Raw genomic sequence first — 22,195 nt, forward strand, 5'->3', positions numbered from 1 at the left:
CGCCAAGATAGAGGCAACGAGCAAAAAGGAGAACGGCACCAAAAAGAAAACCCTCGAAACCGAAGTCCCGAGGGCTGCTGCGCACAAGGCGCAATTTGTTTTCACACCACAATCCTAGCAGCCCGCGAATCGCTAAACAACGAAAAACGTCTTCGGGCGAACAGGTTTTCTGTGCCTAGCTAAAAAATGACGAAATTCAATGATGCTCCGCATGGAGTGACTGGGACAGGCATGCCTCAGAACGGTGAAGGTATGTCCAATATCAACCAACCCACGGGGTGGCGGAAGGCGACAGCCGGACTCGCCGTCGCTGAACAGCACGCACAGGCTGGTGAAAGAGCAGCCGTGCCCAAAACACAGGCCTTTGTCGCCGTGAAACGCGTAGGTGCGCATATCGGCCTCAAGGCAGGGGATATGATGCTCCTCGATACGCTTGGGGCCTTCACGCAGGCGCAAGATTGGGAAGAGGGTCAGCGCCCGATCGTCTGGGCCTCCAATGCCTATCTGATGGAGCAGACGGGCTTTTCACTCTCTGCGCTCAAGCGCCATGCCCGTCGCCTGGCCGAGAGCGGTGTAATCGCCTTCAAAGACAGCCCCAATGGCAAGCGTTGGGGCCACAGGGACGCAGAGGGCCGTATCATTGAGGCCTACGGCTTTGATTTGTCGCCGCTGTCCGCTCGCGTAGAAGAGTTTCAGCAGCTACACGCTGAGCTGCAGGCCGAGCGCGCGCACTGTCAGCGCCTGAAGCGGCAGATCACTGTGTCCCGCCGGATGATCCGGGCGCGGATCGAGGCTGCGCTCAGCGGCGCGCTGAGAGGCCCGTGGACGCAGCTCACAGGCCTTTTCGAGGATCTTTTGGATCGCCTTCCGCGCAGGAACACAGCCTCTGAGGCACTGGAACGACTCTTGGCGTGGTTCAAAGAGCTCCAGGAACGTGTAGAGGCCACGTACCTCAAGGCAGTTCGAGCGGATGAGGTTGTGGAAAACACCGCAGAAGCCACCGAGCAAGTACTTCAGAAGACTCAAAAAATGGACCCCAGGGAGGTCATTTCCGAACCTCACATACTAATTACAACACAACTTAATCCTGTAACCTGTAATCGCTCAGAAACTGAGCAAGCCGCGGGCGTGGTGCCCAATGCGCCACCGGAGGAGCTAATTGATAGGGAGTTGGAAGATTGGGTGGCTGAAACGCGCAAGAAACGCGGGGCCGCCCTGGATCTGCCGACAGTCATGCAAGCCTGTCCTGAGTTTGCGTCCTGGGCGCGCAATATGGGCGGATATCTGAAGGATTGGGGCGATCTGCACCGTGTTGCAGGGCAGTTGAGGCCGATGATCGGCGTCTCAGAGCACGCCTGGAACATTGCGCAGGACCGGCTTGGGCCTCAAATCGCGACTGCGGCGCTGGTTCTCACGTTCGAAAAGCATTGTGCAGGCGAAGTCGCATCTCCTGGTGGATATCTGCGTGGAATTGTCCAGAAAGCTGGGGCAGGGGAGCTGCATCTCGAGCGCAGTTTCTATGGCCGGTTGAGCGGGCAGGCGGCATGATGGGATGGGGCAGCAGTTTCTCCTGCATTCAGAGGTCCAGAGGGGTCCGCGGAGATTGGCGCCAGTTTTCTCCGCATATTGCGCGGCGAATACTGTTGTCTTGCGGAGATTGCCCGGTATAATCTCCGCAAGGAGTGCGTAAAATATGACCTACATTCACGAGCTCACTGATTGGCCGCGGTTTACCTGGGACAAGGCCAAGCTGTCATCACAACTTGCCGCTGTCCGCCACCGACAAGGCAAGCTCTTGGGACGCATGGAGGGCCTTGGCTTTGATCTTCGCAACGAGGCGATGTTGCGAACTCTCACCAGTGATGTCGTCAAGAGCAGCGAGATCGAAGGCGAGACGCTCGACAAGGATCAGGTTCGGTCGTCTATCGCAAAACGGCTGGGGTTGGAGATTGGCGGGCTGATCCCGTCTGATCGCCATGTCGATGGGGTCGTCGAGATGATGCTGGACGCGACCCAAGCGTATGATCAACCCCTGGACGCAGAGCGATTGTTCGGCTGGCATGCCGCCCTTTTTCCGACGGGGCGAAGCGGAATGACCCGGATCACCGTGGGGCAGTGGCGGATCGGCCCTATGGAGGTTGTTTCAGGGCCTATGGGTCGCGAACGCGTGCATTTTGAGGCGCCGGGAGCAGCGCGGCTTGATACTGAGATGGGGCAGTTTTTGGCCTGGTTCAATCAGGCCCCAGACTCGGATCCAGTTGTTCATGCCGCAATTGCACATCTGTGGTTCGTCACGATCCACCCCTTTGACGATGGCAACGGGCGCATTGCGCGTGCGATTGCGGATATGGCGTTGGCGCGATCCGAACGCAGCGCACAGCGGTTTTACAGCATGTCGACCCAAATCCGGCAGGAGCGGAGCGCCTATTATGATATGCTCGAGACGACGCAGAAGGGCGGGCTTGATGTGACCGCCTGGCTCAATTGGTTCCTCAATTGCCTCGACCGTGCTTTTGATGGCGCAGAGATCATTCTGGAGGCCGTGTTTCAAAAGGCGCGGTTCTGGGAGAAATACGGAGCCGCCAACATAAACGACCGCCAGCGGGACATGCTCAATCGCCTTTTGGATGGGTTCGAAGGAAAGCTCACGACTTCGAAATATGCGAAGATCGAGAAATGTTCGCAGGACACCGCATATCGCGACATCCTGGGCCTGATCGACTTGGGAGCACTTGAGAAAGATGACGCTGGTGGACGTAGTACCAGTTATTCCCTGTCGGCGAAGTGAAGAGGCTTGTCGCATCCGGTGCTCAGGACAAGCACCGCCAGGATATATCAGACAGTCGCCAGAAAAAATTGCCGATCTGAGATTTGCTATAATTCATTGATATAAATTCTAAAAATGGAACTCTTAGGTCTGGCATTGCCGATGTTCGTTGCCGATCCGGAGTTTCTGCGTGCAATGAAGAAAACTGGGGCCGTGCCGGCCCCTGAAGTTCTTTTCCCGGGCTGGTGGGGCCGGGAAAAGAGAAAGTGTTCTTCGGGTTTTGTGACTGACGGATGAGGGCCTTTGGGGTCCCTCAGATGGGTCCGGGCCGGGTTCCGGTCTGCCGTTCCGGATGAAGGGCATTCCTATGCAAGCAGGTGTCTTGCGCGTGCTCCGCGCAACCGCCGCCTCCTGGTGGCGGCATAGAGAGCTGCGCCGAACCGGCCAGACGAGGCAGGCACAGCGGCGCGAGCGGGAGACTGTCCTGCGTGATCTCGGCTATCTGAAGCAGGCGGCGTCATTGCCAAACGCGCATGTGATCTGCGGAGAGGGCGGGACATTCATCCATCTCGGCTGGACCACCGTTTCGACCTTCGCGCCGATCGAGCGCTTTCCCTTGGCCGCCCTCGCGGTCGCACGAGGAACCCCGTTCATCGATGTCCGGCCCGTCACCGATGTCATCGCCTTCGCTAACTTGCCGCGGGTGGCGCGGGACGGATCGGGCGACCCTGAACCTTCGGGTTCCGGCAAGTCCGTCTCGCTGACCACCTACATCGACATGGTCGAAGGGCTCGGCGCGAGGATCCTCAAGGATCCGCGGTCCCATCAGTCAGCCTGATCACCATTTCCTCTCACAAAAAACTCGAAAGGAGGCCAGCCATGGCCCGATCCCGCGCGCCCAAATTCGATGCCTCCGAGGTCATCACAAACGAAATCATCCGCATCATCGAGCGCGGCGTCCTGCCGTGGCGCAAGCCCTGGACCGCAGGTAGCAACTCTCGTCCCCTACGCGTGGGCGGTGAACCCTACCAGGGGGTCAACAACTTTCTGCTGACGATGCGGACCGTGATGGCGGGCCACAGCTCTCCTTTCTGGATGACGTTGCCGCAGGCCAATGCATTGGACGCAAAGGTCCGCAAGGGCGAAAAATCCTCTGTCGTCGTCTATTACGGCCAAAGCCGGAAAGACGCGGGCGGCGAGGACGACCGCAGCGATGGCGATGATCGCTCCGAGGAAGCCCACATCTTCCGCTTCCAGAAATCCTACCGCGTGTTCAATGCCTGCCAAATCGAGGGCTTGCCCGACAGCTTCTTCCCCGATCCGGAGCCCGTGCCCGAGCATCCTCCGTCCGAGCCAATCCCGCACATGCAGGCGTTTTTCGACGCCATCGACATCACGACCGTCTTCACCGGGACGGAAGCGTACTATTTGCCGCCCGTGGACAAGGTCTACATGCCGTCCATCACGCGGTTTGAAAACCCGCGCAATTTCTACGGCGTCTGGGCGCATGAGCTGGCCCATGCCACGAAAGCCCCCCATCGACTGAACCGTAATTTCGGATTCTCGAAGTTTGGCAACACGTCCTATGCGCGCGAGGAGATCGTCGCGGAATTGACCTCGGTGTTCCTGGGTCAGACACTCGGCTTCACGGCGCATACGCTCGAGATGAATGCCGCCTACCTCCACAACTGGTTGCGCGTTCTTCGGTCGGACAAGGGTGCGATCTTCAAGCACGCCGCGGATGCGCAGCGCGCCTGTGACTATCTGATCGCCAGATCGGAGGTGGGCAGGGCTGGGCGCAGTGCCGAGGCCGCCTGACCACACGGAGAACGGAGACTCGCATGTCACGCAAGGAACCCAAGACGCTGCGGGTGGCCTGCTTCGAAGACGGCCGCCGCAAGATCATCACCTTCAAACGCGGTGCCTATTGGTGGAGCCCGTCCGAGGGCGCTTACCCGCTCTCGGCGGCACTCGAGAGCATCAAGGAGCAGGGCGGCTGGATCGAAACCATCCCCAACCCGAACTACAGAGCCAGAGGGCTGTTCGGGTAAGGCGCCTTCTGCTTCGGTCCTTCCGCCAAGCAGAAAAGTGAAAGCGGGCTTTGGGAAGGGTGTTTCAACTTCTCAAAGGAGATCCCATGTCCATGTCCATGACCGTTCAATCCCAGCCAGACCGTCCGGATCAGACCGTGATGGCGGCGCAAAACGACGCGTTTCGCAAGCTCGCGTGCCTTGGAGTGGCGCCCGCGCAGCCCACCCAGGGCCGAATGCATGTCACCCGCTCGCTTATGGAGGCCGGTGACGGCTTCATGGCCGAGGCGGTGAAGGCCACCGGTGCGTTCGATACATTCGAGCCTGAGAATGATCCCGAGGGATGGCACGATTTTGGCGCGGTCGAGATCCGGGGCGAGACCGTGTTCTGGAAAATCGATCTCTATGAGGCAGATTCGGATTTCCGCTACGGGGCCGAGACCCCGGACAATCCTGCCACGACCATGCGCGTGCTGACCATCATGCTGGCGCGCGACTGGTAGAAGGGCAGGGGACGCCTCCTCCTGACATCGCAGCCGATGAAAGCCCACTGACCCTTCAAAGGGAGAGTGGGCCTTTTGTCGTGGTGATCCCCGAAGCCGGGGATTGGTCACGCGCGTGAAGGCGCGGGCCACACCTCACCCACCTGGAAGGATACCCCATGACCACAAGCTTTGCCCCCCTCACCGTCGCCATCGGCGATCTGACTGCCCATCCGGCCAATGTGCGCAGCAACTCCCCGGAAACCTATGATCCCGAGAACATCGCGCATCTGAAAGCCAGCATCGCTGTGCTGGGCCTCCTTCAGCCGCTCCTTGTCCAGAAACTCGACGGCAAATTTGCCGTGCTCGCCGGTGGCCGACGCCATGCCGCGCTGAGCGAGCTGGTCGCCGACAAGGCCGCGAAGGGCTTCACGACGAAGACCAAGGTGGACTGCCGCCTCGTGCCGGAAAATTGCGACGTCACCACGGCCTTGTCGCTCGCCGAGAACATCACCCAGGCGCCGATGAACGCGATCGATGAGTTCGAGGCTTTCGCCCGGATGATGGAGGTCGACGGCCAGACGCCCGAGACCATCGCGAAGACATTCGGCACGACCGTCGCCGCCGTGAAAGGCCGGTTGCGCTATGGCCTGATCCACCCCGACATCCGCGCCGCGGCCCGGGGCAAGGTGATCACGCTCGACGCGATGAAGGCCTTCGCCGAGCATCCGAGCCAGGAGGCGCAGCGCGAGGTCTTCGAGGCTCTCACTAAGGACGGCGGTTATCTGCAGGCCTATACCGTCCGTCAGGCCCTCAAATCCCGCGGTGTGCAGGTCAGCGATGATATCGGGACTTTCGTGCGCGCGGACTACGAGGCCCGCGGCGGCGCTGTCGCGGCCGATCTTCTGGAAGAGCATTCGGTGCTGGAAGACGCTGCGCTGGTCGAGACCATCCTGCTCGAGAAGCTCGGTGCCGCCGCCGAAGAGGCCCGCATAAAACTGGGCTTTGCCTGGGCCGATGCGATGGTGCGCTATGACTACGCGACCATGGCCGACTACGGCCGCGTTTATCCCGGCCCGATCGAGCCTGATGAGGCTGCGCAAAAGCGCATCGATGAGATCACCGCCGAGCTTGAGAAACTGCAGCTCGAGATGGAGGATGAGGGGCTCGAGGACGGTGCCTACAACGCGCTTTACGAGCGCGTGGACGCCTTGGAAGAGGAAGCCCGCGACCTGCAGGAGGCCTACAGCGCCGAGGACCTCGCGCGGTCTGGGGTAATCGCGTCCTGGTCGGGCGGGCAGGTGACCCTCCATGTTGGCCTCGTCCGCCCGGAAGACACCGTCAAAAAGGAGGGCGCGCGCGGCTCCTCGGCTAGCCCGACCGGGGAGGAGGCCCCGGACCCGGGCGAAATCACCTACCCGGCCTCACTGGCTGAGGACCTCAAGACCGAGCGAGCCATGGCGCTTGGGGCCGCGATGGCGCTGCATCCGGAGGCCACGCTCGATCTGACGCTCTTCAAGCTGGTGAGTGATGTTCTGGCCAGCGGCATGAGTGTCACGCAGGCGATCAAGATCGATGCTCGCAAGGAATACCGCAGCCATGCCAAAATGGACGAGATCGACGAGACCTCGCTTGAGCAGGTGGCGGCGGCGCATGATGCGCTGGACCTCTCGTGGCTCGATGACGCCCGCGCGCCCGCCGATCAGTTCGCGGCGTTTCGCGCGCTCGATGCGGGGGAGAAGGCTAAGCTCGTCGCCTATGCCACGGCCAGCACCACGCAGTCCTGCTTCGCGCGGGACCGCCAGCGCGACAGCCTGATGCATGACTTCGAGATTGAGATCATGCCCGATATTCGCGCCCACTGGACGCCGAATGCGGCGCTCTTCAACCGCTTTAAAAAGGCCTGGCTCCTGAAGATCCTCGGCGAGGATCTGGGTCTTGCCCAGGAGGCAGTGACGCTGGCCTCGTCGAGCAAGAAGGAGATCGTCGCCTTCTGCGACAAGCTCTTTTCAGAGCCCTTCGCCACACTCACGGACGCGCAGCGCGCTGCCGTGGTCGCCTGGTGCCCGCCGATGATGCAGACCGCCGGTATCGCCTTTGATGAGGCGGAGCCCACTGCGGAAGCCCCGGAGCCTGACAGCGAGGTCGCGCATGCGGCGCAGATCGCTCATGCGCGCGCCTGCAAGACCTTCCTGCCCAACTGGAACGGGCCCGTGGACAGGCCCGCCCTGATCCTGATCGTCGGCAATGGTGTGCATCTGCGCTCAAACGGCATCGATGGCACGACCACCCGTATCGTCACCACCGAACAGGCCGATCCCTCCTTTGCCTTCGCCGACGGCATGAACCCGTTTCGGGACACCGACTGGATGGCGCAGCGCCGCATGGCGTTTCGCGATCTGACCGGCCAGTTCTACACCGACACCCTGGATGACGTGCAGGTGCTCATCGACCGGGGGCGGGGCGCGATCCGGCTCGCCACAGATGGCCACAGCATCCGTGTCTTCGTGCGCCGGGCCTCGGACTATCTCATCGGCGGGACCTATGAAGTGCCCTCGGGCCTCGGCGGCACCTTCCGGGTCATCCTCAAGGATGCCTGCGACACCTTCGCGATCGTGCAGAACTGCGGCAATTGCGAGGATTTCGACGCCATGCAGCCCTACCGCGTGCCGCTCGATGCGCTGATGGAAATCGATGGCCGGAGGGCGGCGTAACGCGCCCATTCTCAAACAAGCATCGCCAATACCCTGCCGGGCCTGCGGCCCTTTCGGGACATTGGCGACAACAATTTTCCCAAACGAGAGAAAGGACTCTGAAATGGGATGGCTCTTCTACACCGACGGCCGCGTCCAGACCTACGCGGATGAGAAAGCGGAAATCGCCCGGCTCTGCACCTCTCATGGCGACAGGCGCAAGACGGAACTGGTCAAAGCCTGCAAGGTGGGTTCGACTTGGTACGCGGCGGCAAAGGTCACAAATATCGACGGCACCCCTGTCGAAGACACGACCTATGTCACCGATGCGGATGGCTCCATCACTTTCGCCGCCGTATTCCTTACCCGATATGATGACGGCTGCTGGGGCTACAAGGACATGGAGGAAAGCGCGGGACCGGTCGAATCCCGCGCGCCACTGAGCCTATTGGCCCTGCTGTCCGAGCTGAAAGACCCAGACAGCTATGCTCACGCCTGGCGCCAGCGCTGCCGGGATTGGGCTGCGATCCCGGACTACGAGGAGGGAGACAAGATCAGGCTCGCCACCCCTGTGACGCTCACCGATGGCAGCACCTGCCAGATCGTCACCGCGACCCACTACAGGCGCGGGCGGCAAAAGCGCCGCTGCTACCGCATCGAGGAAACCGGCGGGCTCGTGCGCCTGTCGAAAGCGACGCTGGCGGGCTCGGAGCTGCTCAGTTCCGCGAATGGTGCGGCCAGTCCTGTGCTGGCGGAGTTCCTGGCGGGGCGAGAATAGGTCAGCGCCGGACGGTTCATTGACCTGCCCGGCGACAGCAGATCCTGCGGCTTATCTTGACATGGCAATGCAAATGCATTACCTATCGCAAGCAGCAAAGACCCCCATTCTTTCAGGAGACTGCCATGACAGCGCTCGCACAAGATGTCTCGAAACTCACGGATCGGTATCAGACGACCGTGCCGGCGGGTGTGCGCAAGCAGCTCAAGCTGGGCAAGGGCGACCAGATTCGCTACTGCACCGAGCCGAGTGGCAGGGTCTATATTGAGCCCGTGCGCAGCGACGAGGAAGATCCTGTGCTCGGCGCCTTTCTCGATTTTGTCGAGGCCGATATCAAGGCGCATCCGGACCGCATTCGGGCGTTCGATGGGGCTTTGCATGACCGTCTTGCAGCACTGGTCGGAGACGTTGACGTCGATCTCGATGCGCCGCTATCGCTCGAGGATGAATGAGCGGCGATAGCGTGCCCGCTCAAGCGCCCCTTGTCGTAAACGGATGGTCGATTTATGCGCATCCGCTCTTTCTGGACCAGCTCGAAGGGCTGATCGAGGAAGTCGAGGCGCGTAAGGCACGCGATCCCAAGACCTGGCGCAAGAAGAATTCCACGAAACGGCTGGCCGCCATCTTCAAGCTGGTCACCGAGGCCATACCGGCAGATCCGGGTGCCGCCGCCTTCCGGCAAGGCGGCACACTCGGCGATCACCGCAAGCACTGGTTCCGGGCGAAATTCTTCCAGCAGTATCGGTTGTTCTACCGGTTCAACAGCGATGCGAAGGTCATCGTGGTGGCCTGGGTGAACGATGACAAAACCCTGCGCGCCTATGGCAGCAAGACGGATGCCTATGCGACGTTCAAAGGGATGCTGGAAGATGGCAACCCACCTGACAATTTCGACGCGCTCTTGAAAGAAGCTGCAGCGGCGGGCAAGCGGTTCGAAACTTCCCTTGAAGCGGTGCCCGATCGGTAAGTGCGGTCGAATGCCAGAGGGGGGTAGGTCACCTACATTTAGGCTGTCTATAAGGGGGGGGCTTCGTTACAATCTCCCGTCACCTTTGAGCCGAGTGAAATGGGCGATATTGGTGTGCAAGATGGCTGGTACGATGAAATTCTCAGAAGTCCCACCATATCCGTACACCTGCCGTTCGCTGCGTCGTGTACGAACTGGTAAGATGCGGACTTTGCCGCCGTTGCCGTTGCGATCTGGAATGTCTGCTATCCCCGTCAGTGTTCCCTGCTACAAAGCTCATGATCCGCCAGAGATGCCAGCACATAGCAATCTTCAGATATGCCCTGTCCATCACAGCCCTTGGAGATTCGGATCAGTTCCTTTTCCAATAGCTTGAGCCGTTTGATTTTCTCACGCACGTCCGCTAGCTGCGACACGGCGATGTCCGTCGCGGTTTCGCACGATCGGTCTGGATGCTCCTGTAGTTCAATAAGCGATGAAATGGCTTCAATCGAAAACCCCAGATCGCGCGCATGGCGGATGAAACTCAGCCGTTCCAATCCGGTTTTGTCATAGCGTCTTTGATTTCCACTTGTGCGCTCAGCTTCTGCCAACAGCCCCATTTCCTCATAGTAACGGATGGTTGGAACCTTGACCTTGGTGCGCTTTGAAAGCTCGCCGATAGAAAACATGAAGAAACCTCTTGAACCTCTAGTCACTAGAGATTGTAGATAGGGTGGGACACAGACTCAAGAGGCTACCATGACCGACCAATACCTGTCCCCGACCCCCCTTCTGGACTTCGAAGCGACACCCATCCAGCACCTCGTTACGGACCGTGGCTGGCTGAACCTGTCTCAGACCGACCGGATTGGCGCAGCCTATGACTTTGTACGCAACGAAATCCTGTTCGGCTACAATTCCGATGATGCGTTGCCAGCTTCCAGGGTGCTGGCTGATGGCTATGGGCAGTGCAATACGAAGGGCACTTTGCTCATGGCACTCCTGCGCGCCCTTGACGTGCCGTGCCGCTTCCATGGTTTCACCATCGACAAACGGTTGCAGCGCGGGGTGGTGCCGGAGTTGGTCTACCCGCTTGCCCCCGCAAACATCATCCATTCGTGGGTCGAAATCCAACACGAAGGACAATGGCTCGAGCTGGAGGGCTTCATTCTGGACCCACCTGTCCTTGCTGCGCTGCAAGGTGCTTTTCCAGATCGCAACTCGCTATGCGCTTACGGCGCAGGGACAAATTGCCTCCAAAACCCTGACGTCGCTTGGCGCGGCGCAAGCACCTACATTCAAAAGACCGGAATCAATCATGACTACGGCACGTTCGATGATCCTGACGCGTTCTATGAAAATCACAGGCAGTTGTCGGGTGTGAAAGGAGTTTTGTATCGCCTAATCGTGCGTCACTGGATGAACCACCGCGTCAAGAAAATGCGGATAGGCCATGTCCCAACGATCCCCGGGGGCGAGGCGAACCTTGTTCCGGTTCAATCAAACTTTCAAATGCGGGAGACGATCTGATGGCAGGTTGCTGCGGACATGACGCCAAATTTGACGGCGTATCAGACGACTACAAACGACGGCTTTGGATCGTTATTGCCCTAAACGCGACGATGTTCGCGGTCGAACTGACTGCGGGTCACGTGGCGAAGTCACAGGCGTTGCAAGCAGACGCCCTCGACTTCGCGGGTGATGCAATGACCTATGGCATCTCACTGGCCGTTATCGGGGCATCACTACGCGCACGCACGAATGCCGCACTTTTCAAGGGTTTTAGCCTGTTGCTGATGGGACTTTGGGTATTCGGATCGACCGGCTACCGCATCTTTTATGTCGGGGTTCCCACAGCCGAGATCATGGGTGTTGTTGGCTTTCTGGCATTGCTCACAAACCTTGCCAGTGTGGTCTTGCTGGCGCGCTACAAAGACGGTGACGCCAATGTGCGATCTGTCTGGCTATGCTCTCGCAATGACGCCATCGGCAACGTCGCCGTCATGTTCGCCGCCTTGGGCGTCTGGGGCACTGCAACGGGTTGGCCTGACCTGATCGTTGCAACAATCATGGCGGGGCTGTTTCTATCATCGGCTTTCCAGATCGTGCGGCAAGCCCTCGCAGAACGACGGGAAATAATCGACCACGAACACGCGGAGGCATGATGCAGGGATTTCTCATTTTTCTGGGTCTGGCGGTTACCGCTATGACCCTTGCAGCAATCCTCTGGTCGATTGCCTTTCCTGAGCGGCGGATATGGCCGCCAAGACGCTACACGACACTCACGCCTTTCTTTGTCTGGGTGCCAACATTCACGCTGTTCGGGGTTCTCATCCTGCTGGGTATTTGGGGGTGGGCTGATCTGGCCATACCGAGTTGGTTGCGGTTTGGCGTCGGCCTGCCTCTCATCCTGATCGGCAATATCGTCGTGTGGATGGAAGTCTCACACTTCGGGGTGCGGCAGACTGGTGGAGCCAAAGGGACCCTGCGCACAGAAGGCATGTATGGCTACTCGCGGAACCCGCAGTATATGGCTGATATTGGCATTGTCGGTGGCTGGATGATCCTGTCAGCAGCGCCTTGGGCAATGGTCGTCGGATTGGCCGGGATTGTAGTACTTATTGCCGCGCCATTTTCCGAGGAACCTTGGCTCAAAGACCAATACGGCACCGAATTCGAGAACTACTCGTCGCGGGTACGGCGGTTCCTCTGAGGTAGGGCCAAAACCTGAAAAGCTGCCTTTCGCGGCGCGATCAACGAACTGGTAAGATGCGGTCGAAGCGGCCTTATGCATGCGCGGCTATTGCTCACGCAGCATTTCCTCGCAGTTGCAGCAAATTTCATGCTGCGATGCAGCCCAAGTCACGGAAGCGGCCATTCAATGATGCCGACGTCAGTGGATTTCAGACCGACACTTCGCCGCATCTTGTACGAATTAACAGAGGCCGACAAAGTCGACGATGACATTTGGCGATGTTGCTGACGCAACATTTCTTCGCAGGTGCAGTTCAACGCGCATTTGGCGACGCAGCGGAGTTCATCAGAACAGCCAGTCAAGCCCACTTTCAGTTGCCTATCCCAAATTGTTTCTTCGCTGCGAAGAGACCAAACTAGAGGAGCACGGACAAAGCGGACTTGCCAACAAGGACTGTGAAGGTCCGTAAAACGACCTACTCTAAATCATACTGAGTTGTGACAACTGCGCGTTGATCTGCTCTGCGCCCATGTTTTTACCGGTCAAGGTCAAGGTCAAGGTCAAGGTCAAGGTCAAGGTCAAGGTCAAGGTCAAGCTTCCACTTAACTTAGCATGGGCAAGAAGAGGCGATAGGCCATCACCTGAAACGATGTCGCTCACCACACGTGCCTCATTCATGTCGTCCAGCGCGAAAGGCACGGGTCATTGGCACTCTTTCCAAAGTTCGTTGCATTTATAAGCAATGAACCGCCTTATATCGTATCGCAAAGGGCGACGCCGCAATGCGCCTGAACCAGGTTTTGAGCCGCTATCAATCGCGCCGGATCGTGTTCTCGCAACGTAAGTTGGTGCACCCCCTTTGCGCATATCGCGTCTACAATGGCCTGACCAACGCCTCCGACACCACCAACTATCGCGGCACTTTTCCCACGTAGTTCAAAACCGGCTGATTTGAGCGCTTCAACCGCGGCCTCGCCATCTGTTGCATCCCCAGTCAACGTTCCGTCTAGTTCACGTCGGATGGTGTTAATTGCGCCAAGCCGCTTGGCGCGCCCGGTCACCGCGTCGACGGCGTTAAAAGCGGCCTGCATATGAGTATATGTAATCGAGCAGCCCCAAAAAGACTCCAAACGTGCCTCCGGTATTTGCAACGCCATCATACGCGCATCTGCGAGTGCACTCGGCCACTCAGAGCCCAAAGTCCATATTTCTTTGACGTATCGAATGACCGCTCTGACATTCCGATAGCTTAAGGCCTCGAGGCCGACAGCAATCGGACGGCTGTCGAGATGGGCAATTGAACGCCGTAGCTGAGGGTTCTTACTGCTTGGGTCAGTGATGCTGCAAGCTAGGAGCCCGAACCCACTAGATATCATATTTCGCCAAAATCATTTTGATTTGTTGGTCAATAGGCTGCCTTTGAAGTCATAATTGCGTTATTTTCCAGTTGTGGGATTTATTTGTTGGACAATTTAGCTCGAGATGCTTATCCGTTACTTCATACAGATTCGAGCGGATGCGCGAACAGATGCGTAGCCAGAACGGAAAGAGACCGATGACCAAAATTGCCAACATGAGTAAATCTACTGCTGCGCGATCTGCCGTGGACGAGCTCGTTGACCAAATGCGACAGCTCATTGGTGAGCGCGGTTTAACCGTCGGAGATCAGTTGCCGACTGAGAAAGAGCTGTGCGAAATTTTCGGCGCGTCCCGCAATACGGTGCGCGAAGCGATGCGCATTTTGAAGACCTATGGCGTGGTCGAGGTCCGCCCAAAAGTTGGCGCGACAATCGTCGACAACAGAATGTCTTCCGCCATTGAAATGTTCTCCTTCAACGTCATGAACATCTCTCTTGAGACCTTTTCAGACATTCAGGGATTTCGCGGCCTCTTGGAGGTGTCCTCGGTTGAGGTACTGTTCGACCAGATCACAGATGAGGACATTTCTGATCTGCGGCGGATCAACTCCAAACTGAAAGAGCCAAGTGAAATCAACGTCGCCTCAGAACATGATTTTGAGTTTCACACCCGGCTGATCCGTGTGCTCCGCAACAAGGCGATTTTGGATATCTACGGCCTGATGAAGCCCGTGATCCTCAGGATCATGAAAAACGGGAAGACCCCGGACACCTTCAAAACGGCGACATTTGAAGAGCATGAAGGCGTCATCAGCGCGTTAGAATCTCGCGATCGGCTCGCCTACCAATATCTAATGAAGTCACATCTTGAGAACGGGATCGTGAACTTCGATACGTCAGAAAACCAATAAAAACAATCTAAATCAAATGCTTGTCGAGGCGCGACAGTACCAAAACATTCCAGGGAGGAAAAAATGTACAAAACACTAGCAACTTTGACAGCTGGCGCGGCGTTGATGGCCGGGGCCGCTTTTGCCGGTCCAGAAATTGTAGAGGGTCCAGGTGTAAACCCTGGTTGCTTTGCACCATGGACCGCCGACACCAAATTCATGCAATGGGAAGAGCGTGAAGGCCCGTTCCGCGTTGCCGTCGTGAACGGCTTTGTGGGAAACACTTGGCGCATCCAAATGATCAAAACGGCCAAAGCCTTTGCGCAAGACCCGTCGATTGCTGACAAGATTTCCGACTTCAAGGTCGTTTCGACCGGGACAGACGCACCTGCACAGCTGGGCGCGATCGAAGACTTCATCAACCAAGGCTACGATGCGATCATCACGATTGCTGTTAGCCCCGATGGTTTCGACCGTGTTATCCGTCTGGCCGATCGCAACGACGTCGTTCTTGTCCCGTTTGACAACGTGTTGGACACAGACAAGGTCATGCAGGTCAACGAAGATCAGCTTGCCATGGGGCGCATGTATGCCGAATTTGTTCTGGGCGAACTGGATGCAAAAGGCGTAACGGGCGGCAAAATCTTGGAAGTGCGTGGCCTTCCGGGCAACTCTGTGGATCGCGACCGTTCAATCGGGATCAACGAAGTTTTCGCAGCCCATGGCGGCGATTGGGAAATGGTTTCCGTTGTTGGCATGTGGGATGATGGCACGACACAAAAAGTTGTTGCCGACGCCATCGCGGTGCATGGCGAATTCGCAGCTGTAGTGGCACAAGGCGGCTCTAACGGAATGGTTCAGGCCCTTCAGGACAGCGGCCATCCTTGGGTGCCTGTGTCAGGTGAATCCGAGAACGGCTACCGCAAGGCCCTTTCGGAATACTCCGATGATGGCCTCAAGGGGATCTCGATCGGTCAATCACCGGGATTGGTTGCGATTGCGATGAAAGCGGCCGTTTCGGCGCTTGAGGGCAATGTGATGCCTCAGTTGATCTCGGTTCCGCTGCCCGTTGCGACCTATGACGAGCTGGAAGACGGTAAGAATTTCTGGAGTGAACTTCCCGATAACTTCTTCACCGTGAACGAGTTCCCACCCTGCGACGTGAACATCTCCGGTCCTTCAATTATGGCCGAAGACGAATCCGACAGCTAACAAAACAAAGCGCCGGGTGATTGCAAAATATCACCCGGCACCCACGCACTCTTCAGTAAGATATCAATCATGAACGCATCCGACGCTATTGTTCAGCTGCACGGAGTGTCTCGCTATTTCGGTGGGATCACGGCTTTGGACAATGTAAATTTTTCATGCAAACCTGGCAGTATCCACGGGATCCTCGGCGAAAACGGCGCGGGCAAGTCTACGCTGATCAAAATCCTTTCGGGGGTCTTGGAGCCAAGCGAAGGGCATATCCTGAACAACGGCACCTCAGTCTCTTACCGTTCTACAGCTGAAGCGACCGCAGATGGTATCGTCTGCATTTTTCAAGAGTTGTCGTTGGTGCCTGACCTTACCGTTGCAGAGAACATTTTCATTGATAAGCCGCCCCGTCGGCTGGGATTGATCGACACGCGCAAACAACGCCAGATGGCGATTGAACTGCTCGCGCGGATCAAGTGTGAGGATGTCGATCCGGACGCACAAATTCGCGAGCTCAGCCTTTCGCGCCGTCAGATGATTGAAATTGCAAAAGCCCTTGCCAAAAATCCGCGTGTTTTGATCTTGGATGAAGGGACTTCTGCGCTGACAAGTAATGACGTGGAAACCGTTTACGAACTTATAAGCGAGCTACGCGCAGATGGTGTTGCCTGCATTTTCATTAGTCACCGCATGAAAGAAGTCGACGCCTTGTGTGATCGCCTATCCGTATTTCGCAACGGTCAACATATCCAATCCTTTGACAAAGGCGAGTTGAGTGAAACCGAAATTGTCCAATTGATGATTGGGCGTGAAATCACGGCTCAATACCCGCCTAAACGCGCTAACCCGATCGGCAAAACAACCCTGTCCGTGTCTGATTTGCGTTGGGAAAACAGTCTTAAGGGCGTGGATTTACAAGTGAGCGCAGGAGAAATTGTTGGACTCGGCGGGCTTGATGGACAGGGCCACAAAGAGCTGTTGCTTGGTCTTTTTGGGGCACTGCGCGGCGTGACGGGCGAGATAAAGGTTCACGGTAAAACGTACAAACCATCCTCGCCAGCAAAGTCCAAGCAACAAGGGCTTGCACTGGTCCCTGAGGATCGTAAAACAGAAGGCTTGATGCTGGATCTGTCGATTGGCGACAATATCTTGCTGCCCAATTACAGCAGCGTGTCTCAGGCAGGTATCATCAAGGGCAACTTGGCCGACGAGGCGGTAACCAAAGCCATAGAGCTGTTGCAAATCAAAGTTGGAAGCGCTGACGATCCGGTAGAGACTTTGTCTGGGGGGAACCAACAAAAGGTAGTGATCGCTAAGTGGTTGATGCTTAATCCTGATATCATTCTGCTGAATGATCCAACCCGTGGGATTGACGTTGGAACAAAGCAAGAGATCTATCGTTTGATGCGCGATCTCGTCGAAGCGGGAAAGACAGTTCTGCTTTATTCCACAGACTACGCAGAACTCATCGGCTGCTGCGACAGAGTTTGCGTCATGTACGATGGGCGCGTTGTCTCAGAATTGGAAGGCGATGCGCTCACCGAAGAAGCAATCATTGCCGCCTCACTGAATATTCATAGGGACGACTTGGCATGATTAGTAAACTCAAAGCCACCGTCTTGCGAAATCGCGGCTTCGCAGGAGCGCTCGTTCTATTTGCAATCCTGTTCATTACCTATCAATCGATGCACCCGCGTGGGTTCTCGACGGCCGTTTTGGTGCAGAACTCTAATGAAGTTGTCGCTTTGGCATTTGTCGCGATCGCCCAGACCATCCCCGTTCTGATAGGGGGCTTGGATCTGTCTGTCGGCGCTGTCATGACGCTGACGAATACGATTGCATCCCACGTTGTGACAGGCACGCCAATGCAGATGTTGTTTGGCGCTTTTCTAACCTTGGCGGCGGGCACGGCATTTGGCCTGATGAACGGATTGATCGTGGTCTATGGTCGCATCCAACCGATCATTGCGACTTTGGCAACTGGCGCCATCGCCATTGGTCTTGCCCTGATTTTGCGCCCCTCCCCCGGCGGAGACATCGACGGCGATCTCAATTGGGCCATGACAAACGCTGTTTTCGATTTTGCGGAAACCTACGGGTTTGCCGACAATGGAAACGCCGCGTGGATACAGCCATTCGTGAATATCCCGATGCCTCTGATTATCCTGCTGGTCGTTGCTTTGGGAGTGTGGATTCCGTTCAAACGCACCGTAACCTGTCGCACGATCTATGCGATTGGGTCAGCAGAAAGCGCGGCGCATCTGTCTGGTTTACCCATCAAACGGGCCAAGATCGCAGCGTTTACGCTTGCAGGTTTCTTTGCCTCATGTGGCGGGCTTTATTTGGCCATCCAAACATCTTCTGGCAACGCCGACATTGCTCAGGCTGGAACCTACACTCTTAATTCGATCGCATCCGTTGTGCTTGGCGGCACCTCCTTGATGGGCGGCACCGGTGGGCCGATCGGGTCAATGATCGGTGCGTTCATATTGCGTATCATCTCCTTCTTCTTCCGCATCCTATCCATCGATCCGTTGCTACAACCGCTTATCGAAGGACTGGTTCTTCTCTTGGCTGTCAGCCTTGGCGCGCTGCGCACATTCAAGGTCAAAAACAAACTGGGGCTTTTCCGATGACTTTACTGAACTTTTCAAAGCCCGCAGATCGTCCGCTAATCATTGCGCTTCTAACGACCTTTGTCATTCTGATGGTTGGGACGGCTTATACCTTGACGACACAGGGCACTGCCCCCTTGCTCACACCGTCCTACCTTTTACAACAGCTGCAGATCGGATCGTTTTTGGGCATTTGCGCCGCTGGCATGATGATGGTGGTACTGCTTGGGCATATTGATTTGTCTGTCCCCTGGACCATGACGGCGGCGGCGATGATGGCAACGACCGTAGGCGGCCCCTGGGCCATCCCTGCGGGTCTTTCTGTTGGTTTGGCCGTTGGTCTCCTGAACGGGTTCGGCGTTTCGTTCCTGCGCATCCCCTCGATGATCTTTACGCTTGGGGTCGATTCCGTTTTGCGTGGTTTGATGGTTGCACATACGGGTGGGTTTGCGCCGCAGACCGAGGCATCTGCGCTCATGCGGTATCTGGCGGCTGATACCATTCTAGGCATCCCAGTTGCCATTTTCGTCTGGGTATTTGTCTCGATTGTGATCACGGTGGTCCTGACCAAAACGGGGTTCGGCAAGTCAATCTACGCGGTCGGCGTAAAAGAAGGCGCAGCCTATCTTTCGGGCATTCGCACGCGCGGCGTCATTGTCGGATCTTTCGTCGCATCCGCGCTCTGTGCTTCCACTGCTGGTATCTTGCTGGCCGGCTATTCGGCCAAAGCCTATCAGGATATGGGAACCCCCTACCTGTTGCCCGCGATTGCCGCCGTTGTCTTGGGTGGCACCCATATTCTGGGGGGGCGCGGCCGCTATCTGGGGACCCTCATCGGCGCGACTTTGATCGTGTTTCTGAATTCGGTCCTCTCGATAATGCAAATGCCAGAATCTTACCGCCAGATCATTTACGGCGTCGTTATCATCACGATGTTGTTGGTCTATGGCCGTGGAAAACAGAACTAGGGGGGATCACGTGCAACAGAACCCATTTGGATTGCAATCCGGCGGCACAAATATCGGGCGTGTCTGGCGCCCGGGGATCGGACCATCTGTCGTCCACATACGTGACGAAAACGTCTGGGACATCACATGCCACGCGGTTCCCACAGTGGCGAGCCTTCTTGAGGAAAGCGACATCCATTCCACCCTCAACGCAATCGAGGGCACCCTGATTTGTAGCTTGGAGGAATTGGAACACACATCACGTGATGCAAACTGCGCGCCTGATCAGCTGCACTTGCTTTCGCCTTGCGATCTTCAGGCGGTCAAGGCCGCTGGCGTTACCTTTGCAAAGTCCATGATCGAGCGCGTCATCGAGGAACGCGCCGCTGGTGATTTGACCCGCGCCGCCGAAATTCGTGAACATGTTGCAAAGATCATCGGTGGTTCGCTCAAAGACATTGAGCCCGGATCAAAGCAATCACACCAGGTTAAGGCTGTGCTGGAAGCCGAAGGCCTGTGGTCACAGTACCTAGAGGTCGGGATCGGTCCTGATGCCGAAGTGTTTACCAAGGCGCAGCCCCTGTCGTCTGTCGGATCCTTTGCGCAGGTCGGTCTGCATCCGGTGTCGAAGTGGAATAACCCCGAACCGGAAGTCGTTCTAGCTGTGTCCTCGGACGGCACGATCCGCGGTGCGACGCTGGGCAACGATGTCAATTTGCGAGACGTTGAGGGGCGCTCCGCCTTGTTGTTGGGAAAGGCCAAGGACAATAATGCCTCTGCTGCGATCGGCCCGTTCATTCGCGTGTTCGACGCGGCCTTCACGCTTGAAGATATCAAGCGCGCTGACATCAGGTTAAGCATCGAAGGCACAGATGGGTTTGTGCTCGAAGAAACCTGCGCGATGAGCGAAATCAGCCGCCCGCCGGAAAGCATAGTCAGCCAGACCTTGGGACCACACCATCAGTACCCCGATGGCATGATGCTTTATCTGGGCAGCATGTTCGCACCGATCAAAGACCGCGACACCCCTGGGCAGGGGTTCACGCATAAACTCGGCGATGTCGTGTCGGTTTCGACGCCCACGCTTGGGGAACTTCGCAACACTGTTGCGCTGTCCACAGTGTGTCCGCCTTGGGTCTTTGGGGCCCGCGCATTGATGAAAAACCTGTCTGAAAGGCAATTGCTATGACCTTTACACCACATGGAAACCACTTGATTGGTGGCGCTTGGATCTCTTCTCACGATCAGTTTCAATCTGCGCCGACACATGGTGAAGCGCATCGTTTTTCAGTGGGAACCGTTGATCTGGTGGATCAAGCCGTAGATCTGGCCGAGGCGGCGTTTGGCACATTTTCAAGTTCATCACGACAGTCTCGTGCCGATCTCTTGATCGCGATTGCAGAAGAAATCGACCTGCGCGGCGATGACATAACCGCAATCGGCAGCGCAGAGACAGGCCTGCCAGAAGCGCGCCTTCAAGGCGAGCGTGGACGCACCACAGGGCAGCTACGGCTCTTCGCACAGCATATTGTCGACGGTGATTATCTGGATAGACGGCATGACGAAGCCTTGCCAGATCGCCAGCCAATCCCGCGTCCGGAGTTGTATATGTTGCAGCGCCCAATCGGTCCCGTGGCTGTCTTTGGCGCCTCCAATTTCCCTTTGGCATTTTCGGTTTCTGGCGGCGACACTGCGGCGGCCCTCGCAGCCGGATGCCCCGTCGTGGTCAAAGGCCACTCCGCCCACCCGGGCACAAGCGAAATCGTGGCCGAGGCGATCCATGCTGCCATCAATCGATGTGATGTCGACCCAGGTATCTTTAGCCTCATCCAAGGTGGCAGACGTGATGTTGGCACAGCCCTTGTCCAGCATCCGCTGATCAAGGCGGTGGGCTTTACCGGATCCCTTGCAGGCGGGCGGGCGTTGTTTGATCTTTGTGCTGCACGCCCCGAACCAATACCGTTTTTTGGCGAACTCGGCTCGGTCAATCCAATGTTCTTGTTGCCAAATGCTCTTGCAGAACGCGCAAGTGACATCGCAAAGGGCTGGGCAGCCTCGCTCACAATGGGGGCTGGACAGTTTTGCACCAACCCCGGTCTTGCTATCGTTGTCGCAGGGACGGACGCGGATGCATTTTGTGACGCGGCCACACAGGCGCTGCGCGAGGTTGGCCCGCAGGCGATGCTTACGGACGGGATTGCAAGCGCCTATCGCGGCGGCGCCCAAGCAGTGGCCAATGCGAAAAACGTGGACGAGTTGGTAAGAACCGAGGCTGATCCGCGCTATGCATCGCCCAATTTGTTCAGCACCACAGCCAAAGAATTCCTTGCAAACGACGTCTTGGGAGAAGAGGTCTTTGGCCCGCTCGGCCTTGTTGTTCACGTCTCCGGCATCGCGGAAATGCTGACCTGTGCACGCCACCTTCAAGGGCAATTGACCTGCACATTGCACATGTCGAAAGCTGACAGTTCCATCGCAAGCGACCTGATGCCAATACTGGAGCGTAAAGCTGGACGGATTTTGGCAAACGGGTTCCCTACAGGTGTCGAAGTCAGTGACACAATGGTACACGGCGGACCGTATCCTGCTTCGACCAATTTTGGCGCAACATCTGTTGGCACGTTGTCGATCCGCCGGTTTCTTCGGCCTGTCTGCTACCAGAACATCCCATCCGATATTCTGCCAGAAGACCTGACGGCCTGAACTGGATGGAACGAAGCGAGATTGACCTCCCCCTCATGCTCCTAGGGGAGCGGGCGAAAACTTATAGCAACTAAACGAAAGATATCAT

Annotated in this window: 23 protein-coding genes and 1 pseudogene; 21 read left to right on the forward strand and 3 right to left on the reverse strand. The window is 57.2% G+C overall.

What is annotated here, in order from left to right:
* Positions 1–231: 231 nt before the first annotated feature.
* From repC to OU789_RS14915, 11 genes and pseudogenes are all read left to right on the forward strand, one after another.
* The gene (repC, locus tag OU789_RS14865) at positions 232–1,548 is read left to right on the forward strand and encodes a plasmid replication protein RepC (RefSeq protein ID WP_446719191.1); all 1,317 of its coding nucleotides are present in this window, start codon (positions 232–234) and stop codon (positions 1,546–1,548) included.
* Positions 1,549–1,693: 145 nt separating this feature from the next.
* The gene (locus OU789_RS14870; RefSeq protein WP_274656376.1) at positions 1,694–2,788 is read left to right on the forward strand and encodes a Fic family protein; all 1,095 of its coding nucleotides are present in this window, start codon (positions 1,694–1,696) and stop codon (positions 2,786–2,788) included.
* Positions 2,789–3,119: 331 nt separating this feature from the next.
* Positions 3,120–3,605, forward strand: coding sequence for a hypothetical protein (locus OU789_RS14875; RefSeq protein ID WP_274656378.1), 486 nt, complete (start codon positions 3,120–3,122; stop codon positions 3,603–3,605).
* 41 nt (positions 3,606–3,646) lie between these two features.
* A complete protein-coding gene (locus OU789_RS14880) occupies positions 3,647–4,585 on the forward strand; it encodes an ArdC family protein (RefSeq protein WP_274656380.1) in 939 nt (312 codons plus the stop codon).
* Positions 4,586–4,608: 23 nt separating this feature from the next.
* Entirely contained in the window at positions 4,609–4,818 is a 210-nt protein-coding gene (locus OU789_RS14885) for a DUF6330 family protein (protein ID WP_040182663.1), read from the forward strand.
* A gap of 92 nt (positions 4,819–4,910) precedes the next feature.
* Positions 4,911–5,300 (forward strand): DUF3768 domain-containing protein, encoded by a 390-nt coding sequence (locus OU789_RS14890; RefSeq protein WP_274656556.1) that lies wholly within the window; start codon positions 4,911–4,913, stop codon positions 5,298–5,300.
* 200 nt (positions 5,301–5,500) lie between these two features.
* Positions 5,501–7,438, forward strand: a pseudogene (locus OU789_RS14895) (ParB/RepB/Spo0J family partition protein); the annotation flags it as partial.
* Positions 7,439–7,441: 3 nt separating this feature from the next.
* Positions 7,442–7,993, forward strand: coding sequence for a regulator (locus OU789_RS14900; protein WP_274656558.1), 552 nt, complete (start codon positions 7,442–7,444; stop codon positions 7,991–7,993).
* 103 nt (positions 7,994–8,096) lie between these two features.
* Positions 8,097–8,750 carry a DUF6927 domain-containing protein gene (locus OU789_RS14905; protein ID WP_274656384.1) on the forward strand — a complete coding sequence of 218 codons (654 nt, stop codon included), beginning with the start codon at positions 8,097–8,099 and terminating at the stop codon, positions 8,748–8,750.
* Positions 8,751–8,875: 125 nt separating this feature from the next.
* The gene (locus OU789_RS14910; RefSeq protein WP_005668772.1) at positions 8,876–9,202 is read left to right on the forward strand and encodes a type II toxin-antitoxin system PrlF family antitoxin; all 327 of its coding nucleotides are present in this window, start codon (positions 8,876–8,878) and stop codon (positions 9,200–9,202) included.
* The gene (locus OU789_RS14915; RefSeq protein ID WP_055296362.1) at positions 9,199–9,717 is read left to right on the forward strand and encodes a type II toxin-antitoxin system YhaV family toxin; all 519 of its coding nucleotides are present in this window, start codon (positions 9,199–9,201) and stop codon (positions 9,715–9,717) included. Before OU789_RS14910 ends, OU789_RS14915 begins: the two co-directional genes overlap by 4 nt.
* Positions 9,718–9,971: 254 nt before the next feature.
* Here OU789_RS14915 and OU789_RS14920 read toward each other — a convergent pair whose 3' ends face one another.
* On the reverse strand, positions 9,972–10,388 hold the full coding sequence (locus OU789_RS14920; protein WP_058249369.1) for a MerR family transcriptional regulator: 417 nt from the start codon (positions 10,386–10,388) through the stop codon (positions 9,972–9,974).
* 70 nt (positions 10,389–10,458) lie between these two features.
* Here OU789_RS14920 and OU789_RS14925 point away from each other — a divergent pair, with 70 nt between their 5' ends.
* From OU789_RS14925 to OU789_RS14935, 3 genes are read left to right on the forward strand one after another with little or no spacing between them, the layout of a single operon-like run.
* Positions 10,459–11,229 carry a transglutaminase-like domain-containing protein gene (locus tag OU789_RS14925; protein WP_274656386.1) on the forward strand — a complete coding sequence of 257 codons (771 nt, stop codon included), beginning with the start codon at positions 10,459–10,461 and terminating at the stop codon, positions 11,227–11,229.
* Entirely contained in the window at positions 11,229–11,864 is a 636-nt protein-coding gene (locus OU789_RS14930) for a cation transporter (RefSeq protein ID WP_274656387.1), read from the forward strand. Before OU789_RS14925 ends, OU789_RS14930 begins: the two co-directional genes overlap by 1 nt.
* Positions 11,864–12,412: a methyltransferase family protein gene (locus OU789_RS14935; protein WP_274656389.1), complete on the forward strand. Its 549-nt coding sequence runs from the start codon at positions 11,864–11,866 to the stop codon at positions 12,410–12,412. The genes OU789_RS14930 and OU789_RS14935 overlap by 1 nt, the downstream gene beginning before the upstream one ends.
* Positions 12,413–12,874: 462 nt before the next feature.
* On the opposite strand, the gene OU789_RS14940 is transcribed toward OU789_RS14935, so the two are convergent.
* Both OU789_RS14940 and OU789_RS14945 read right to left on the reverse strand, forming a co-directional pair.
* On the reverse strand, positions 12,875–13,054 hold the full coding sequence (locus OU789_RS14940; RefSeq protein ID WP_274656391.1) for a hypothetical protein: 180 nt from the start codon (positions 13,052–13,054) through the stop codon (positions 12,875–12,877).
* A gap of 92 nt (positions 13,055–13,146) precedes the next feature.
* Complete coding sequence (locus tag OU789_RS14945) at positions 13,147–13,524, reverse strand: hypothetical protein (protein ID WP_342453585.1); 378 nt, start codon at positions 13,522–13,524, stop codon at positions 13,147–13,149.
* A 425-nt stretch (positions 13,525–13,949) separates the two neighbouring features.
* Here OU789_RS14945 and OU789_RS14950 point away from each other — a divergent pair, with 425 nt between their 5' ends.
* The 7 genes from OU789_RS14950 to OU789_RS14980 all read left to right on the forward strand — a co-directional run bounded on the left by OU789_RS14950 (position 13,950) and on the right by OU789_RS14980 (position 22,107).
* The gene (locus OU789_RS14950) at positions 13,950–14,663 is read left to right on the forward strand and encodes a FadR/GntR family transcriptional regulator (protein WP_274656392.1); all 714 of its coding nucleotides are present in this window, start codon (positions 13,950–13,952) and stop codon (positions 14,661–14,663) included.
* A 63-nt stretch (positions 14,664–14,726) separates the two neighbouring features.
* Positions 14,727–15,854: a sugar ABC transporter substrate-binding protein gene (locus OU789_RS14955; RefSeq protein WP_274656394.1), complete on the forward strand. Its 1,128-nt coding sequence runs from the start codon at positions 14,727–14,729 to the stop codon at positions 15,852–15,854.
* Between the two features lie 69 nt (positions 15,855–15,923).
* Entirely contained in the window at positions 15,924–17,438 is a 1,515-nt protein-coding gene (locus OU789_RS14960) for a sugar ABC transporter ATP-binding protein (RefSeq protein WP_274656396.1), read from the forward strand.
* On the forward strand, positions 17,435–18,478 hold the full coding sequence (locus tag OU789_RS14965; RefSeq protein WP_274656398.1) for an ABC transporter permease: 1,044 nt from the start codon (positions 17,435–17,437) through the stop codon (positions 18,476–18,478). The genes OU789_RS14960 and OU789_RS14965 overlap by 4 nt, the downstream gene beginning before the upstream one ends.
* Positions 18,475–19,425 carry an ABC transporter permease gene (locus tag OU789_RS14970; RefSeq protein WP_274656399.1) on the forward strand — a complete coding sequence of 317 codons (951 nt, stop codon included), beginning with the start codon at positions 18,475–18,477 and terminating at the stop codon, positions 19,423–19,425. Before OU789_RS14965 ends, OU789_RS14970 begins: the two co-directional genes overlap by 4 nt.
* A gap of 10 nt (positions 19,426–19,435) precedes the next feature.
* Complete coding sequence (locus OU789_RS14975) at positions 19,436–20,593, forward strand: fumarylacetoacetate hydrolase family protein (RefSeq protein WP_274656401.1); 1,158 nt, start codon at positions 19,436–19,438, stop codon at positions 20,591–20,593.
* Entirely contained in the window at positions 20,590–22,107 is a 1,518-nt protein-coding gene (locus OU789_RS14980) for an aldehyde dehydrogenase (NADP(+)) (RefSeq protein ID WP_274656403.1), read from the forward strand. Before OU789_RS14975 ends, OU789_RS14980 begins: the two co-directional genes overlap by 4 nt.
* Positions 22,108–22,195 lie beyond the last annotated feature (88 nt).

Origin of the sequence: Halocynthiibacter sp. C4, assembly GCF_028823805.1 — a bacterium.
Lineage (GTDB): Bacteria > Pseudomonadota > Alphaproteobacteria > Rhodobacterales > Rhodobacteraceae > Falsihalocynthiibacter > Falsihalocynthiibacter halioticoli.